The 16,465-nt window shown below is 61.6% G+C and carries 16 protein-coding genes and 1 tRNA gene; 4 read left to right on the top strand and 13 right to left on the bottom strand.

Translation table 11 applies throughout. The features are described from left to right. Positions 1-58 precede the first annotated feature (58 nt). The 3 genes from C5750_RS11675 to C5750_RS11665 are packed head-to-tail and all read left to right on the top strand — an operon-like array spanning position 59 to position 2,885. The gene (locus C5750_RS11675; protein ID WP_105734075.1) at positions 59-1,126 is read left to right on the top strand and encodes an ABC transporter ATP-binding protein; all 1,068 of its coding nucleotides are present in this window, start codon (positions 59-61) and stop codon (positions 1,124-1,126) included. Between the two features lie 8 nt (positions 1,127-1,134). Further along, the gene (locus C5750_RS11670; protein WP_105734074.1) at positions 1,135-2,037 is read left to right on the top strand and encodes an ABC transporter permease; all 903 of its coding nucleotides are present in this window, start codon (positions 1,135-1,137) and stop codon (positions 2,035-2,037) included. A gap of 2 nt (positions 2,038-2,039) precedes the next feature. Further along, a complete protein-coding gene (locus tag C5750_RS11665; RefSeq protein ID WP_105734073.1) occupies positions 2,040-2,885 on the top strand; it encodes an ABC transporter permease in 846 nt (281 codons plus the stop codon). Between the two features lie 69 nt (positions 2,886-2,954). Here the strand turns inward: C5750_RS11665 and C5750_RS11660 are convergent, their stop codons facing one another. The 10 genes from C5750_RS11660 to mepA form a co-directional block, all read right to left on the bottom strand. Beyond that, a complete protein-coding gene (locus tag C5750_RS11660; protein ID WP_105734072.1) occupies positions 2,955-4,481 on the bottom strand; it encodes a UxaA family hydrolase in 1,527 nt (508 codons plus the stop codon). A gap of 83 nt (positions 4,482-4,564) precedes the next feature. Then, positions 4,565-4,744 (bottom strand): hypothetical protein, encoded by a 180-nt coding sequence (locus C5750_RS11655; protein WP_105734071.1) that lies wholly within the window; start codon positions 4,742-4,744, stop codon positions 4,565-4,567. A 109-nt stretch (positions 4,745-4,853) separates the two neighbouring features. Further along, positions 4,854-5,948, bottom strand: coding sequence for an agmatine deiminase family protein (locus tag C5750_RS11650; RefSeq protein WP_105734070.1), 1,095 nt, complete (start codon positions 5,946-5,948; stop codon positions 4,854-4,856). A gap of 195 nt (positions 5,949-6,143) precedes the next feature. Further along, positions 6,144-6,228 (bottom strand) — tRNA-Leu (locus tag C5750_RS11645). A 192-nt stretch (positions 6,229-6,420) separates the two neighbouring features. Next, on the bottom strand, positions 6,421-7,041 hold the full coding sequence (locus tag C5750_RS11640) for a 2,3-bisphosphoglycerate-dependent phosphoglycerate mutase (protein ID WP_105734069.1): 621 nt from the start codon (positions 7,039-7,041) through the stop codon (positions 6,421-6,423). Positions 7,042-7,068: 27 nt separating this feature from the next. Further along, a complete protein-coding gene (dapB, locus tag C5750_RS11635) occupies positions 7,069-7,893 on the bottom strand; it encodes a 4-hydroxy-tetrahydrodipicolinate reductase (protein WP_105734068.1) in 825 nt (274 codons plus the stop codon). Continuing rightward, positions 7,890-9,725, bottom strand: coding sequence for an ABC transporter ATP-binding protein (locus C5750_RS11630; protein WP_105734067.1), 1,836 nt, complete (start codon positions 9,723-9,725; stop codon positions 7,890-7,892). Before C5750_RS11630 ends, dapB begins: the two co-directional genes overlap by 4 nt. Before the next feature lie 166 nt (positions 9,726-9,891). Beyond that, a complete protein-coding gene (locus C5750_RS11625; RefSeq protein ID WP_105734066.1) occupies positions 9,892-10,920 on the bottom strand; it encodes a glucokinase in 1,029 nt (342 codons plus the stop codon). A 44-nt stretch (positions 10,921-10,964) separates the two neighbouring features. Further along, positions 10,965-11,357, bottom strand: a complete 393-nt coding sequence (locus C5750_RS11620) for a methylglyoxal synthase (RefSeq protein WP_105734065.1) — start codon at positions 11,355-11,357, stop codon at positions 10,965-10,967. A 133-nt stretch (positions 11,358-11,490) separates the two neighbouring features. After that, positions 11,491-12,480, bottom strand: a complete 990-nt coding sequence (gene mepA, locus C5750_RS11615; RefSeq protein ID WP_425350460.1) for a penicillin-insensitive murein endopeptidase — start codon at positions 12,478-12,480, stop codon at positions 11,491-11,493. Positions 12,481-12,637: 157 nt separating this feature from the next. Between mepA and C5750_RS11610 the strand changes: the two genes are divergently transcribed. Next, a complete protein-coding gene (locus C5750_RS11610; RefSeq protein ID WP_105734063.1) occupies positions 12,638-13,678 on the top strand; it encodes a zinc-dependent alcohol dehydrogenase family protein in 1,041 nt (346 codons plus the stop codon). Here C5750_RS11610 and C5750_RS11605 read toward each other — a convergent pair. Genes C5750_RS11605 through C5750_RS11595 form a run of 3 tightly spaced genes read right to left on the bottom strand, consistent with a single transcriptional unit; the run spans position 13,675 to position 16,414 of the window. Continuing rightward, positions 13,675-14,544: an SDR family oxidoreductase gene (locus C5750_RS11605; protein WP_105734601.1), complete on the bottom strand. Its 870-nt coding sequence runs from the start codon at positions 14,542-14,544 to the stop codon at positions 13,675-13,677. The genes C5750_RS11610 and C5750_RS11605 overlap by 4 nt on opposite strands. Beyond that, positions 14,544-15,722 (bottom strand): tRNA epoxyqueuosine(34) reductase QueG, encoded by a 1,179-nt coding sequence (queG, locus tag C5750_RS11600; protein ID WP_105734062.1) that lies wholly within the window; start codon positions 15,720-15,722, stop codon positions 14,544-14,546. The genes C5750_RS11605 and queG overlap by 1 nt, the downstream gene beginning before the upstream one ends. Continuing rightward, the gene (locus C5750_RS11595; protein WP_105734061.1) at positions 15,722-16,414 is read right to left on the bottom strand and encodes a glutathione S-transferase family protein; all 693 of its coding nucleotides are present in this window, start codon (positions 16,412-16,414) and stop codon (positions 15,722-15,724) included. The genes queG and C5750_RS11595 overlap by 1 nt, the downstream gene beginning before the upstream one ends. Positions 16,415-16,465: the final 51 nt, after the last annotated feature.

The following is a 16,465-nucleotide window of genomic DNA, read 5'->3' as shown; positions in this document are numbered from 1 at the left end:
ATGCATGCAATAGCGCCATCCGGGGCAACCCGGATGGCGCGCAATTATGAGGTATCCCATGCTGCTGGCGTCATCGCCATTCCAGGAAATCCGTCTTGACCGCATGAGCCGCGCCTTTGGTGCGCACAATGCGTTGAAGGACGTGTCGCTTTCCATCCGCAAGGGCGAGTTCATCGCCTTGCTCGGCCCCTCCGGCTGCGGCAAATCCACTGCGCTCAACTGTATTGCCGGCCTGCTCGCCACGACAGGCGGCGGCATCTTCATCGATGACAAGCGCATCGATACGCTCAAGCCCGAGGATCGCGGTTTTGGCATGGTGTTCCAGAATTATGCGCTGTTTCCGCATATGACGGTGCGCCAGAACATCGGCTTCGGCCTGAAGATGCGCAGCGTCGCCAAGGCTGAAACCGACAAGCGGGTCGAGGAAGCGCTCAATCTGGTGCGCCTGCAAGGCCAGGGGCATAAATTGCCGGGCCAGCTCTCCGGCGGCCAGCAGCAGCGCGTGGCCATCGCCCGCGCCATCGTCATCGAGCCGCCGCTGGTGCTGATGGATGAGCCTCTCTCCAATCTCGACGCCAAGCTGCGGCTGGAGATGCGCGCCGAAATCCGCCGCATCCACAACCAGCTCGGGGCGACCACGATCTATGTCACCCATGACCAGGACGAGGCGCTGTCGCTGGCCGACCGTATCGTTGTCCTGCGCGATGGTGAAATCCGGCAGGTGGGTGCGCCGAGCGATCTCTATGAACGGCCGGATCATCTCGATGTCGCCGAGTTCATGGGCTACCGCAACCGGCTGACCGGAAAGGTCGTCTCCGTCGACGGCGCGCGCGTCAGCGTTTCCGTCGGCAATGCCACGCTCAGCGGCACCGCGCGCGACAGTCTGAAAACCGGCGATGCGGCCGTCATTGCTGCGCGCGCCGACGATGTGGAGGCAGGCCAGCGCTCGGAACATACGGTGGAAGCCGTGGTCGAGACCATTGAATATCGCGGCCGCGAATTCGTCGGCACGGCCCGCACCGCCGAAGGGCTGGAACTGGTGTTCCACGCGCCGCAGACAGCGGCGCTCGGCAGTTCCATCTGGCTCGCAATCGATCCGGCGCGCGCGCTGGCCTTCGCGGCGTGAGGCCCGGCATGGCTGTCTCCTCTCCCCCAGTCTATGACCGGTTGTCGCTGCGCCAGCGTCTCGCCCTGCGCGGCATCGACGGCGTGACGATCCTTGTTCTCCCGGCGGTGCTGTTCCTGCTGGCCGTGTTTGTCTATCCCTTCATTTACGGGCTGATCCTGTCCTTCACGCCGAAGGAAGGCGGAATCTTTGCCAACTACCAGAAGTTCTTCTCCGATCCCTTCCTCTACGACACGATCCTGACCACGCTCTGGCTTGCGGTTCCCGTGACGGTCATCAGCATCGCCCTGGCGCTGCCCATCGCCTTCCGCGTGCGCCTGATGACCCGTCAGCGGCTGCTGACAACCATTCTGGTGCTTCCGGTGACGCTTGGCACCGTGCTTGTCGCCGAAGGGCTTCTCAACTATCTGGGGCCGCAGGGCTGGTTCAGCCGGACGCTGATGCTGCTGGGAATGATCGACCGGCCCTTGAAGCTCACCAACAATTACTGGGGTGTGTTTTCCTCGCTGATCATCACCGGCTTTCCCTTCACCTTCCTGTTGACCCTGTCCTATGTCACCGGCATCGATCCGGCGCTGGAACAGGCGGCGGCGACGCACGGCGCAAAGAGCTGGCAGCGCTTCCGTTTTGTCCTGCTGCCGTTGCTCATACCCGGATTGGCGATCGCCTTCTGCCTGTCCTTCGTGCAGGCCTTCGCGGTGTTCCCCTCGGCGGTGCTGCTCGGCGCTCCGGCGGGGCCGACGCGCGTTATCTCCATCGCTGCCTATCAGGCGGCCTTCGAGCAGTATGATTATTCCATGGCATCGGCCATCGCCATGATCATGGCGGCGGTACAGCTGGCCATCGTCGTGGCGATCCTCGCCATTCGCAATCTCTTCTATCGCGGCTCGACCGCCGGCGGAAAGGGCTGACCATGATCCGCGATACAACCATTGGCGCAAAACTCTGGATCACCGCCGTCTGGGTGGTGGTCGGCTTCTTCATCGTCAACCTCCTGGCGATGATCGCAACCGTGATCATCTCCTCCTTCGGAACCCGCTGGCTCGGCACATGGCTGCCGGCGGGCTGGACGACGAAATGGTATTTTACCGCCTGGGCGGAATTCCAGCTCAGCGATGTCCTGATCGTCACGTTCCAGATCGTCTTCACGGTGGTTGCCCTGTCCGGCCTGCTCGGCGTCACGGCGGCCTATGCGCTGGCGCGGCGCGATTTTCCCGGCAAGAAACTCATCATGCTTCTGTTCCTCCTGCCGCTGCTGGTGCCGCCGATCACCTTTGGCATTCCGCTGGCAACGGTTCTCTACCAGGCGGGGGTTGGCGGTACGTTCTGGGGCGTGGTTCTCGCCAATCTGGTGCCGACGGTTCCCTTCGTCATCCTGGTGATGATTCCGTTCATCGAGCAGATCGATCCCAAGGTGGAGGCCGCCGCGCGTGTCTTCGGCGCCGGCACGTTCCGTCTGTTCCTGCACGTGCTCATGCCGATGCTGCTGCCGGGCATTCTCGCCTCGCTCCTGCTGGTTCTCGTGCGCACCGTGGCGATGTTCGAGCTGACCTTCCTCACGGCGGGCCCGACCAGCCAGACGCTGGTGGTCGCGCTGTACTACTCGGTCTTCGCATCCGGGGTGCGCGCCGTGCAGTCCATCGATGCCATGGCGGTCGTCTATATGGTGACGACGCTGGTCTGGCTGCTCATCGCGCTGCGTTTCGTCAATCCGACGCAGATCGTCGCCCGGGCCAAGCAGCAGCAATCGGCCGCCTGATCCCGATCATGCGCCGGATATGAAAACGGGAGCCATCGGCTCCCGTTTTTGCTGATATCGCAGCCCGGACTACATGGTGGCGCCGATCTGCCAGGGCACGAATTCCGCGTCGCCATAACCGAGCAGTTCGGATTTGCTGCGCTCGCCCGAGGCCACCCGCAGCACCTGCTCGAAGATTTCGCGGCCCTTGTCTTCGATCGACACGCCATCGAGCACATCGCCGCAATTGATATCCATGTCCTCGATCATCTGGGTATACATGGGGGTGTTGGTGGCAAGCTTGATCGACGGCGTCGGCTTGCAGCCATAGGCCGAACCGCGTCCGGTGGTGAAGCAGAGGATATTGGCGCCGCCCGCCACCTGTCCCGTGGCCGAGACGGGATCGTAGCCAGGTGTGTCCATGAACACGAGGCCGCGCGCCGTCACCGGTTCGGCGTAGCCATAGACCGCTTCCAGCGGCGTGGTGCCCGACTTGGCGACCGCGCCCAGCGATTTTTCCAGAATGGTGGTCAGCCCACCCGCCTTGTTGCCCGGGGAGGGATTGTTGTTCATCTCCATCCGGTTGCGGGCGGTGTAATCCTCCCACCAGGCAATGATGGATTGCAGCCGCGTCACCGCTTCCGGGTTGGAGGCGCGTTCGATCAAAAGATGCTCAGCCCCGTAAATCTCCGGCGTTTCCGACAGGATGGCCGTGCCGCCCTGCTTGACCAGAAGGTCGACCGCCGCGCCCAGCGCCGGATTGGCGGTGATGCCGGAATAGCCATCGGATCCGCCGCATTGCAGCGCCAGCATCAGTTCCGATGCCGGAATGGTCTCGCGCTTCACATTGGCTGCCGTCGGCAGCATGTCGCGCACTGCGGCAATGCCGGCTTCCATGGTCTTGCGCGTGCCGCCCACTTCCTGAATGGTCAGGCTGCGGAACGTATCGCTTTCGACGATGTTGTAGGCTTCCTTCCAGCGGCCGATCTGAAACCCTTCACAGCCAAGGCCGACCATCAGCACCGCGGCGATGTTCGGATTGGTGGCATAGCCCCACTGGGTACGCTTGAGCACCTCGTAGCCTTCACCCTTGACGTCGAGCGCGCAGCCGCCGCCATGCACGAGCGGAATGATGCCGTCGATCATCGGGTAATCGTCGAGCAGTCCGGAGCGCTGCACCGCTTCGGCGATGAAGCGGGCAACCGATGCGGAACAATTGACCGAGGTCAGCACGCCGATATAGTTGCGGGTGCCCGCGCGGCCATTGGCCCGGCGGAACCCCTGGAATGTCGCCTGCTGCTCAACCGGCAGGATGCCGCCCGCATGGGTTTCGTGGCTGCTGTCCGGCTGGCGGGCAAAGCTGCTGAAATCGAGGTTGTGTTCGTGCACCCATTCGCCCGGGGCGATGGGTTTGGACGCCGAGCCGATGATCTGGCCGAATTTGCGCACAGGTTCCCCCAGCGCAATGGGCTTTGATGCAAGTTTATGGCCGCGCGGCACGCGGTCCCTGACGGTCACGTCCTCCACATGCTGTCCGGCCTGAAAGGCATCCACCGCCACCACCACATTGTCGGAGGTGTGCAGGCGCAGATGGCGTGGGGATGTGAGCGTGTCCATAAAAGTCTCCTGAGTAGACTGATATATTAATTCGCCGGACAAGAGGTTGCAATGTGTCAAGGTGACCACGCAGCGCCTGATTTTCAGAAGCCGACACCGCCGATACCCGTCACGCCGCGCAGATAGAGGGCAAGCATGATCAAGGCGAGCGTGACGCCGATGCCGGTCCAGTCGATCTGCTTCGTGCGGACGCTGTTGATGATGCTGTAGATCAGGAACAGGACCAGAATGAGCAGTGCGAGAATGATGATAAGCCGGATCATGCATTGATACTCCGCTGAAGCCTTCGCGGTTGGAGTATCGCATGCCGGAGGCTTGGCGGAAACAGCTTTGCACGCAATGGCGCGTGCGCCTGCAGGCGCCGCAATGGCGTCACGCAGGCTGCTGCTGGGTCGTGCAGTGGATGCCACCGCCGCCCGCCGCGATCGCATCGATGTTAAGCTGCACGATCTCGCGCCCCGGCAGGACATCCCGCAGCGCGTCACGGCAGAAATTGTCAGCCTTCTTGTCACCGAATTCAGGGGCGATGACGGCGCCGTTGCACAGGTAGAAATTGATGTAGCCGGCTGCGAATTCCTTGTTCTCGAACTGCGGCCGCACGCTGCCCGGTCCGGGAATGACAACCACCTGCAATTTCTGCCCGGCGCTGTCGGTCGCTTCCTTGAGCAGTTCAAGATGCCGTTTGGTCACGGCGTGATCATAGGAGGTCGGATCCGTGTCAAGACCGGCAACCACGACACCGGGGCTGACGAAGCGGGCGTAAAAATCCGTATGGCCGTCGGTGATGTCCTTGCCCTTGATACCCGGCAGCCAGATGATCTTCTTCAGCCCGAGAAGACGCCCCAGCTCCTCTTCGCACTGTTCCCTGCTCACGCCGGGATTGCGGTTTTTGTTCAGGACGCAACTCTCGGTGATGATTGCCGTGCCCTTGCCATCGACTTCAATGCCGCCGCCTTCCAGCACCAGTTTGGTGCGCAGTGTCTCCACCTTCGTCTTGCCGGTGACAAATTCCGCAACTTCCGCGTCGCCGCTGTGGTCCTGCTTGTTGCCCCAGCCGTTGAAGTTGAAGTCAACGCCGGCCAGCTGACCGGCGCCGTTCTTGACGAAGACCGGCCCGGTATCGCGCATCCACAGATCGTCGATCTCGTGCACGAACAACGTCACCGCATCGCCGCACAGGCGCTCGGCCGTGTCGCGGTCTTCCGCCCGCACGAGCATATTGACCGGTTCATGCGCGGAGATGGCCTTGGCGATCGCGGCAAGATTGTTCTGCGCGCCGCGCTGGAGCTTCTTGCCCCATACGTCTTCGCTCGGGCCAAACGCCATCCATGTCGCCGTGTGCGGATCGCCCTCGTCGGGCATGTGCCACGTGTCATCGGCGGCAAATGCCATGGTTGCGCCTCTGCCGATCATTCCGGTGAATCCGATAGCGACGGCCGCTTTCAATAGGTTGCGACGGACTGCCATGTTTATCCCCTTCGGTTCCATTCACACTGTCAAACCGCGTCTATCGGGGCCATGTGTGGCCTTTTGGTGATGCAAATGAGGGCAGATGCCAAAGCATCGTGAACGCGGGTGAATGATAGACAAGAAAAAACCCCGGGGAAACCGGGGTTTTTCTGATCATCCATGGACGTTGGTATACGTCGGACGAATGGGAAATGGTGCCCAGAAGAGGACTCGAACCTCCACGCCTTGCGGCACACGGACCTGAACCGTGCGCGTCTACCAATTCCGCCATCTGGGCAGCGGGGTCTCATGTAAGGGGCGGGCGGAACTCTGTCAATCCATTTGTCGGGTATTTATCGACCTATTCTCATTCCGGTGTCTCAGTTGCGGCAAAGACCCGCAAATAAGGGTGAAAAGACCAGCACAAACAACAAACCCGCGCCGGTGTCCCGGCGCGGGTTCATGCGAATCACAGGCAAACGCCGCCGGATCAGGCGGTCAGGATTTCCTTGGATGCGACTGTCGAATCAGCGTTGAGCGTGTAGATAATCGGCACGCCCGTCGCCAGCTCCTGCGCAATGATCTCTTCGCTGGTCAGGCCTTCCAGCGCCATGATGAGGGCGCGCAGCGAATTGCCGTGCGCCGCCACCAGAACCGTCTCGCCGCGCAGCACGTGCGGCTGCACGTCATGCAGGTAATAGGGCCAGACGCGAGCGCCCGTGTCGCGCAGGCTTTCGCCGCCGGGCGGCGGCACGTCATAGGAGCGGCGCCAGATATGCACCTGGTCCTCGCCCCATTTGGCGCGCGCATCGTCCTTGTTGAGGCCGGAGAGGTCGCCATAGTCGCGTTCGTTCAGCGCCTGGTTGCGGATCGTCTCAAGCCCCGGCTGGCCAACCTCGTCAAGGATGTGCTGCAGGGTCACCTGGGCGCGTGACAGCACCGATGTGTAGGCGATATCGAAATGCAGGCCCTTCGCCTTCAGCCGCTGGCCCGCGGCCTTGGCTTCGCTGTGGCCAAGCTCGGTCAGCCCCGGATCGCGCCAGCCGGTAAACAGATTCTTCAAATTCCATTCGCTCTGGCCATGACGGACAAGGACGAGGGTTCCGGACATTGCAATACTCCTGTTGAACGGGAAAAGTCAGGTGTTGAGGCCAAGCACGTCGAGCATGGAATAGAGGCCCGGCTTGCGGCCCTTGCCCCAGAGCGCTGCCTTGACGGCGCCACGGGCAAAAATCGTGCGGTCTTCCGCATGGTGCGACAGGGTGATCCGCTCGCCCGGTCCGGCCAGGATGACCGAATGATCGCCGACGACGGAACCGCCGCGCAGCGAGGCAAAGCCGATCGTGCCGTCTTCACGCGGGCCGGTATGCCCGTCGCGCACGCGCACGCTGTGATCGGCCAGCGACACATTGCGGCCTGCGACGGCTGCTTCGCCCAAAAGCAATGCCGTGCCGGACGGGGCATCGACCTTGTGCTTGTGGTGCATTTCCAGAATCTCGATGTCGAAATCATCCGCACCCAGCGCCTTGGCAGCCTGCTTGACCAGCACGCCGAGGAGATTGACGCCAAGGCTCATATTGCCCGATTTGATCACGGCCGCATGCCGCGCCGCCGCACGGATCTTGGCATCATCATCAGGCGAACAGCCGGTTGTGCCGATCACGTGGACGATACGCGCCTGGGCGGCGAGTTCGGCAAAGGCGACCGTCGCGGCCGGAGCGGTGAAATCGAGCACGCCCTCAACCCCGACAAAGACCGACAGCGCGTCGTCGGTGACGGGGATGCCGAGATGGCCGACGCCGGCAAGTTCGCCCGCATCGAGGCCGATATGCGGTGAACCGGGGCGCTCGATCGCGCCGGCAAGCACAGCCCCGTCGATGGCCTGAATCGCGCGGATCAGCGTCTGGCCCATGCGGCCGCCGGCGCCGACAACTGCAAGCTTCATTTCCGGTGTCCCGCTCATTCGGCCGTTCCTGTCACTGGTGTTGGCTGCATGTCACTGTTGTCGTCGATGATGGTCGACTCTTCCTTGCCCTGCAACTGATAGAAGCGCGCATAGATGCCGTTCGGCACATCGAGCAAGGTTTCGTGCACGCCTTCCTCGACGATGCGCCCGGCTTCCATGACGACGATATGGTCGGCATTGACGATGGTCGACAGGCGATGGGCGATGACGATGGTGGTGCGGCCCTGCATCACGTGTTCCAGCGCCTGCTGCACGCGTTTTTCCGATTCATTGTCGAGGGCCGAGGTGGCCTCGTCGAGCAGGAGAATGGAAGCATTGCGGACAAGGGCGCGGGCGATGGACAGGCGCTGGCGCTGGCCGCCGGAAAGGGTCGCGCCGTTCTCGCCAACCTCGGTACCGTAGCTCTGCGGCTGCAGGCGGATGAACTCGTCGGCATTGGCCAGCTTTGCCGCCTCGATCACCTCTTCATCGGTGGCATCGGGACGGCCATAGCGGATGTTGTCGGCAATGGTGCCTTCGAACAGATAGGGCTGCTGCGAGACATAGGCGATGGACTGGCGCAGGGATTTCTTGCTGACATAGGCAATGTCCTGCCCGTCGATGAGAATGCGGCCGCTGTCGATGTCGTAGAAGCGCTGGATGAGGCCGATCAGGGTCGATTTGCCCGCCCCGGAAGCGCCGATGATGGCCGTGGTCTTGCCGGCTTCGGCGGTAAAGCTGATGCCGTGCAGCACGGGCACGTCGTTGCCATAGCTGAAGCGCACATTGTCGAACTGCACTTCGCCCGTCGGGACGGTAATGGGCACCGCGCCAATGCTGTCCGCCTGACGCGGTTCCACATCAAGAATCTCGAAGACCATCCGCGCATTGACCAGCGACTTTTCCAGACCGACCTGAACGCGTGCCAGACGACGGATGGGATCATAAGCAAGAAGCATGGCGGTCATGAAGCTGAACATGGCGCCAGGCGGCTGCTGGTCGTAAACCGCGCGATAACCCGTATAGGCAATCATCGACGCTATCGCGACGCCAGCGATCAGCTCAGTGAATGGTGTTATACGTTCCGAAACGCGAGCGATCTTGTTGGCGCGTTCCTCTACACGTTTTATCAGGTCACTGATCTTGGTTCGAAGCTGATCTTCCATGGTAAAAGCCTTGACGATGGCAATACCCTGTGTGGATTCCTGCATTGCTCCGAGCAGATGCGAATTCAACGTAACAGATTCACGATGAATGCTGCGCAGGCGCTTTGACAGATAACGCACCGCCAGGATTACTGGTGGGCCGATCAGCAGGGCCAGAAGCGACAGAAACGGATCAAGATAAATCATGCCCGCTATCAACGACAGAAGCGTGGGAATATCCTTGCCGATTGTGGTAACGACAACATCGAGAAGCTCGCGCACGCCAGCCACGTTCTGGTTGATCCGCGCCGCAAGCTGGGCCGAACGGGTATCCGTATAGAAATCGAGGCCAAGTTTCATAAGGTGGTCAAAGATTTTCTGCTGATACCGTGCAACGATATTGTTGCCAATCTTGGCCATGGTGACGGATTGGATATAAGTAGCGACACCGCGAATGATGAAGGCAAAAAGAACACTCAGACTGATCGTTGTGATGAGATCAGCGCGGCGGTCATAATAAATTCCGTTGATGACTTCCTTGAAGATGATGGCAACAAATGCCGTCGTCCCGGCAACAGCCAGCATGGCGGGAATGGCAATGGCGTAGGATGACCGATGCTCGCGTGCGTTTTCATTCCAAACCCTGCGGATAACCCGCATGGCTTCGTTCGGATCGATTTTCTTCTTCTTGGTCTGATCATTCATGACGGACGGCAACTCGTTCGTATCAAGCGTTCAGGCAACGGTTTCGAGTGATCGCGCCCTTCTTCAAGCTGACCCTATAACCTTATTGATCCGCCTTGCCTATCGGTTTTGGCCATCGTCGTGAACGGGACAGGGCAGGTGTTGCCCTGGCGTCTCCACGAAAAGTCTAATCCTTGCGCCAGCGGCGGCCTTCGGTTGCCACGCCGAAGCGGGTGGGCGTGCGCGAGAAGGCGGACAGCCCGCTGAGCGCTGCAAGCGGATGCGTGATGATGTAGACCGGCGTCTCGGTCAGGATCTGGCGATGCGGTGCCTTGTCTTCGAAAGCTTCGCGGAAAGACGGGTGTTTCAGCGGTTCCACGATTTTCTGGACGATGCCGCCGGCGAGATAGACACCGCCGCGTGCCATGAAGGTCAGTGCGAAATCCCCGGCAAGACGGCCGAGATAGGTGACGAACAGCGAAAGGGTTTCCTTTGCCTCGGCGGATTCGCCGGAAAGGCCTGCCGCGGTGATGTCGGCAGGGCTCTGCAACGTGGCCGGCGTCCCGGCAACCTTGCAGATCGCTCGGTAAATGTTCTGCAGGCCGCGGCCGCACAAAAGCTGTTCGCCTGAGATGCGCCCCTCGATGTGTTCGATGTGCGGGAAGAGTTCGAGATCGCGCGCCGTGCGCGGGCCGATGTCCACATGGCCGCCTTCACCCGGTACGGGAACCCAGCTGTTGCGTGAGCGCACCATGCCGGCAACGCCAAGGCCGGTGCCGGGTCCGAGGACAGCGCGGCTGCCATGCGGGTCCCCGGCGCCGCCGCCCAGTTTTTCCAGGTGTTTGGGCTCCAGCGACACGACGGCCAGCGCCTGCGCTTCGAAATCGTTGAGCACGGTGATGTCGGAAAGACCGAGGGTTTCCATCATCTGGCGCGGCTTGACCACCCAGGCGCAGTTTGTCAAGTCGATCTCGTCGCCTTCCACCGGCCCGGCAATGGCCAGGACCGCCGAGCGCGGCTGGATCGACGTATGATCGAGGATGGCGTTCTGGATCGCCTCGTCAATGGTTTCAAAGTCCGCCGTCTGGATGATGGGGAACTCTTTCGGTTCCGCATAGGCATCGACAAGAATGGCGAAACGCGCATTGGTGCCACCGATATCTCCAACCAGGATTGGAAATTTCATGATGCAATCGGTGTCTGCAGAAGTAACCATAAATTCCGTCCCCAATCTCAATCGTGCTGCGCCATGCTTAACCGTCAATCGGCGCGCAGCAAACCCTTCTTTTGCACGAGAACCTCGGCGGTTGCCCGGTTCAAGGCCATCGGAATGTCATAGACGATGCCGAGCCGCATCAGCGCCTTCACGTCCACGTCGTGCGGCATGGGCGACAGCGGGTCGACAAAGAAAATCAGGCCGTCGATCAGGCCTTCGGCAATGAGCGCGCCGATCTGCTGGTCGCCGCCGAGCGGGCCGCTCTTGACCCGTGTGATCTGCAAGGACGGGCAGGCCTCCATGATCAGTCCGCCGGTGGTTCCGGTGGCGACGATGGAGCAGGGCGCGAGCAGGCTTTCATAGGCGCGCGCGAAAGCCACCATGTCATCCTTTTTCTGGTCATGGGCGATCAGCGCGAGGCGAAAAGGCTGCTGCATCAAGAGGTGCTCTGGTCCTGGTCTTAAATCGATTGAAACCCTATACTCAATTCGTGCCCGCCTGAAAAGACTGCAGACAAAAAAGACCTGAACCGGTGCCGCCCTGCCACTGCCGGGCGGTGTGTCCGGATGTCTATTTGGTCTTTGTCCGCTGTTTGGGCAGGGGGACGGCCGACGGCTGATCCGGCACGACAGCCGGGACATCGCTGCCCGCCGCCGCCTTTGCTCCAAGACCGTAGGTAACCTGATCGGCCGATTGCGGTCCCGGCGCATCCAGGATCTGTGCGCAGGCCTTCGGCAGGTCCGACAGCATCATGATCTTGGGCTTGACCGGCTTCTCCGGCTCGGGCGCCTTGCGCCATGGCTCGTCGGTGAACCACCAGGCCAGGGACTTGTCGCAACCGTCGGATGTCCCGATGGGCTCCTGCGGCTTGCAGTTGGGCGAGCCGGGCTGACATTTGATCCGGACATGGAAGTGATAGAAGTGCCCCCAATAGGGGCGGATCTTGGCCATCCAGCTGCGGTCCCCCTGTACGGTCTCGCAGAGTTTTTTCTTGATGCCCGGATGGACGAAGATGCGCTCCACCTCGTCATAGCTCGCGGCCCGCTTCAAAAGCGCCGCATGAGCTGGCGTCCATCTGTTCGGGTCGACATAGAGCGTATCGCCCTTCAGCATAGACCTGGCTTCCACCTTTTCGCGCTGGTCATTGGTGAAGCGGTAATTGGGCATGGGGGTAAGCCAGATATCCGCGTCGAGACCGACCTGGTGCGACGCGTGGCCTGTCAGCATCGGGCCGCCGCGCGGCTGCGAGATGTCGCCGACCAGCAGACCCGGCCAGCCATCCTTGGCGGCGGCGTCCCGCGACAGCCGTTCCAGCAGGGCAATCATCCGGGGATGTCCCCAATTGCGGTTGCGCGACAGGCGCATGACCTGCCATGTCGGGCCGTTGACCGGCAGCGCCACGCCGCCGGCAAGGCAGCCCTTGGCGTAAAATCCTGCCGATTGCGGCGCGCCGAGCGTCGGCAGCTTGACCGCGCCGAAGAGCTGCTTGGCCGGACCGTCCTCGGCAAAAACGTTTGTCACTGCGGAAAAAGACAGGAGTGCCGTTAGTGCAAGACGCATCAGGGTTCTTGATTTCATGACCGCTGTCCACCAAACGAGAGGCTATCCCCGCAAATTTGCGGCGGGAATCCGGGCTTTATGATGGCCAGATTCGCGCGAAAGTCGCAATATGCCAATGAGGTGCGTGCCTCGACCTGATTCGAATGGAGGCCATGTCATGAAAGCAGTCGTCTTCGAACAATTCGGCCAAGCCCCGTCGATCCGCACGGTGGCCGATCCGGTCCCGGCTCCGACGGGTGTTGTCATCAAGGTCGAAGCGACGGGACTGTGCCGCAGCGACTGGCATGGCTGGATGGGGCATGACCCCGATATCCAGCTGCCGCATGTGCCCGGCCACGAGCTTGCCGGAACGGTTCAGGCTCTCGGCGGTCACGTTACCCAGTGGAAGATCGGCGACCGGGTTACCGTGCCGTTTGTCGGCGGCTGCGGGCATTGTTTCGAGTGCAACTCCGGCAATCATCAGGTGTGCGAACACCAGTTCCAGCCCGGCTTCACCGCCTGGGGTTCCTTTGCCGAATATGTCGCGGTGGATTTTGCCGATACCAATCTGGTCGGTCTGCCCGATGCGCTGGATTTCGCCACGGCGGCAAGCCTTGGCTGCCGGTTCGTGACCTCGTTCCGGGCGGTGGTCGATCAGGCCAGGGTGAAGCCCGGCGAATGGGTTGTTGTCCACGGTTGCGGCGGTGTCGGCCTGTCGGCGATCATGATCGCGACTGCCATGGGCGCCAATGTGATCGCGGTCGACCTGACCGAGGAAAAACTTGCTTTTGCGCGGGAGTTTGGTGCCGTCGCCACAGTGAACGGGTCACAGCAGCAGGATATCGTTGGCGCCGTCAAGGAGATCACCAAGGGCGGGGCTCACGTCTCCATCGATGCGCTTGGCCACCCCTCGACCTGTTTCAATTCCATTGCCAATCTGCGCCGCCGCGGCCGCCACGTGCAGGTCGGGCTGATGCTGGGCGATCATGCCCGCGCGCCGATCCCGATGGACAAGGTCATCGCCTATGAGCTGGAAATCCTTGGCAGCCATGGCATGCAGGCCTTCCGCTACAAGGCGCTGATGGACATGCTGGAGCAGGGAAAGCTGGCCCCGCAAAAGCTGATCGGCAAGCGGATCGCCCTCGATGAAGCACCGGCGGCCCTGATGGCGATGGACCGGTTCGAGGGAACCGGCATCAGCGTTATCACGCGGTTTTAGCGCCAGCTCCCGTTGCGCCACATCATCGAAAAAGCCGTTCCATAGTCGGGATAGCGGAAGGCAAAGCCGAGCTTCTTGATGCGGGCGTTGGAAACGCGCTTGTTCTCGCCGTAGAACGACCGCGCCATGGGTGTCAGTTCCGCGGTTTCGAAATGGGTTTCGGCCGGCGGTTCGATGCCCATCAGCTCGGCGGCATAGGCGACCACATCCTGTGGCGGTGCGGGCTCGTCGTCCGTGATGTTGAACACGCCGCCTTCATTGCGTCCGGCGAGAAAATGCAGGGCTCCGGCGATATCGTCCACGTGAATGCGGTTGAATACCTGTCCCGCCTTGTTGAGGCGGCGCGCCGTGCCATTGGCAAGATTGACGAATGCATTGCGGCCCGGCCCGTAAATGCCGCCAAGACGCAGGATCGCCAGAGGTACCTTGCGCGCATCGGCCAGTTTCTGCCAGTCCTGTTCGGCATCGACCCGTTCGACCGAGCGTGCCGAAACCGGATGGCACGGCGTGGTCTCATCGACCCAGGCGCCGCCATAATCGCCATAGACGCCGACGGTGGAGAGGTAGCCGATCCATTGGAGTTTCGGCATGGCGGAGCGGATCGTTTCGCCGAACTGTGCATAAACGGGATCGCCGGTCTGGCCCGGTGACGTCGAAATGACGATGTGGGTCACCTCTTCCAGCGCGCTGACGATCTCCTGCGATGCGTGGGTGCCCTGAAACAGGAACGGTGTGATGCCATCCTGCTTGAGCGCCGCAAATTTGTCGCTGTCACGTGTCGTTCCACCGATGAAATCCGTTGTGCCGGCCATGATCCGGGCGAAAGCGCGGGCGGAATAACCTGCCCCGAAGAGAAAAATCCGCATCATTGTTTCTTTCCTGCATTGCGCCATTCGGTCAGTACGCCGGGATCGTTTTCCTGCGCAGCGTAGCGTATTTGCAGAGTAGCAAAATGCGCCGCATCGACAAGCTCCCCGAGGGCCCAGACGGCGGCGCCGCGCACGATGGGGGCGGGATCGTCGAGATGCCGCTCGACCAGCGCAACCAGATCGGGTTGTCCGGAATTGCCGCTGGCAATCAGTACGTTGCGCAGGAAGCGGTCCCGGCCGATGCGCTTGACCGGCGAACCGGAGAAGAGTGTGCGGAACGCGGCATCATCAAGCGCGAGGAAGGTTGCAAGGTCCGGAGCTTTCAGATCGTCGCGCGCCTGCAGCCTGGCTTCGCGCGCCGTCGCAGCAAATTTGTTCCACGGGCAGACCGCAAGACAATCGTCGCAGCCGTAGATGCGGTTGCCCATGGCCTTGCGGAATTCCGGCGCAATGGGTTCCTTGTGCTCGATGGTCAGATACGAAATGCAGCGCCGGGCGTCGAGCTGGTAGGGTGCCGGGAAAGCATTGGTCGGACAGATGTCGAGACAGGCCCGGCAGGAGCCGCAATGATCGGCTTCCCGCCCGTCCGGCTCGAGTTCAGCCGTGGTGAAGATGGTGCCCAGGAACAGCCAGGAGCCATGGCTGCGGCTGACGAGATTGGTGTGTTTGCCCTGCCAGCCCAGACCGGCCGCCTCGGCGAGCGGCTTTTCCATCACCGGCGCCGTGTCGACGAACACCTTGACGTTTTCGCCCGCGGCCCGCGAAGCAAACCGGCTGGCGACGCCCTTCAGCTTGCCCTTGATGATATCGTGATAGTCACGGTTCTGCGCATAGACCGAAATCGCCGCCTTGTCTTTGCGGGCGAGGATTTCCAGGGGATTGCTGTCCGGGCCGTAATTCATCGCCAGCACGATGATCGAGCGCACGTCGGGCCATAGCGTCTGGGGATTGGCGCGGCGTTCGGCGGTTTCCGCCATCCAGGCCATGCTGGCGTGGCGGCCTTTCTCCAGATAGTGGCGCAAGCGTTCTTCGGCGAGCGGAATGGCATCCGGCCGCGTGATCGCGACGAGGTCGAAGCCTGCGGCCCGCGCCTCCTCCATGATGAATTCTTTCAGCCGATGCGGCTGCGCCTTTGGCCCTGAGCGTGTCGCGGCTTTTGCATCCGCGGGCAGCATCAGAAATCCAGATCGCCATAATGCGATGATGGCGGCAGGCCGCGCACCCGGTCCGCCAGCAACGGGCGGAAGGAGGGGCGCGATTTCATGCGCGTGTACCAGTCGCGTGCGGCCTTGTATTCAGACCACTTGATCTCGCCGAGATAGTCGAGAATGGAAATCGACGCGGCCGCGGCCATGTCGGCATAGCTCGGCGTCGGCCCGGCCAGCCAGTTGCGCGTGGCGGTCAGCCAGTCGATATATTTCATGTGCTGGGTGATATTGGCGCGGGCGGCCCGGATGGCGGTGGAATCCGGTGCGCCGCCGCCCTGTTCGGCGGTCATGTGCAGTTTGAAAATACGCTCGCGCGCCATGTGCCGCGTCACTTCATTTTCGAACTTGATCAGAAACCAGTCGACCAGGCGGCGCACTTCGGCGCGGTTGAGCGAGTCCTCGGGAAACAGGCGGCGGCTGCGCTTGAGGGCGCCGCGCGTCTCATCGATATATTCGGAAATCACCGTGGCGCCGGCAACGGGAACATCTCCTTCCGCCAGCAGCACAGGCAGCGTACCGGCAGGGTTGAGCGCCAGAAACTCCTTGCGCCTCGACCAGCTGTTTTCCTCGATCAGCTCAACTTCAATATCATATTCGTTGAGGATAAGCCGGGCATAGCGCGAACCGGTGGACATCGGATGATGGAAAAGCGTCAACATGGCAGGTGTTTCATAAATCTTTCGAACTGGCATTTTATCAGGGGGCAGCGT

Origin of the sequence: Phyllobacterium myrsinacearum (assembly GCF_002980555.1) — a bacterium.
GTDB lineage: Bacteria > Pseudomonadota > Alphaproteobacteria > Rhizobiales > Rhizobiaceae > Phyllobacterium > Phyllobacterium myrsinacearum.
Note: the sequence above shows the minus strand (reverse complement) of the source record. Positions and strands in the feature narration are given on the sequence as shown.